Raw genomic sequence first — 251 nt, 5'->3', positions numbered from 1 at the left:
GGAGAGGGACATGGATATGGAGGGAGTGATAGGGACCTACTTCTTCGGTGGGTAGTTTGTACGTTTTCCTTCCTGTCCGTATCCGTGTCGGATATTGTACTTGTATTCCTTGTTGAATTTATCATCACTCATGGTAGCTCCGTACATTCTTCTCCAAAACACCACAGCCTCGTCTAGCGGTAGACCGATTCCCTGTCAAGTATCAGAACCTCTTCTCCTCCGCCCTAGAACAAGGACCCACCTTTAAAAAC

The 251-nt window shown here is 47.4% G+C and carries 1 protein-coding gene; it reads right to left on the bottom strand.

The annotated features are described in order from the left end of the window. Positions 1–36: 36 nt before the first annotated feature. Positions 37–189: a hypothetical protein gene (locus ACEN88_RS35865; RefSeq protein ID WP_413347148.1), complete on the bottom strand. Its 153-nt coding sequence runs from the start codon at positions 187–189 to the stop codon at positions 37–39. Between the last annotated feature and the right edge of the window lie 62 nt (positions 190–251).

It is taken from the genome of Massilia sp. CT11-108, from assembly GCF_047302915.1.
In the GTDB taxonomy this organism is placed as follows: Bacteria; Pseudomonadota; Gammaproteobacteria; order Burkholderiales; family Burkholderiaceae_D; genus Telluria; species Telluria orientalis.
The sequence above is the reverse complement of the archived record's forward strand: the minus strand, read 5'-3'. Positions and strand labels throughout refer to the sequence as shown.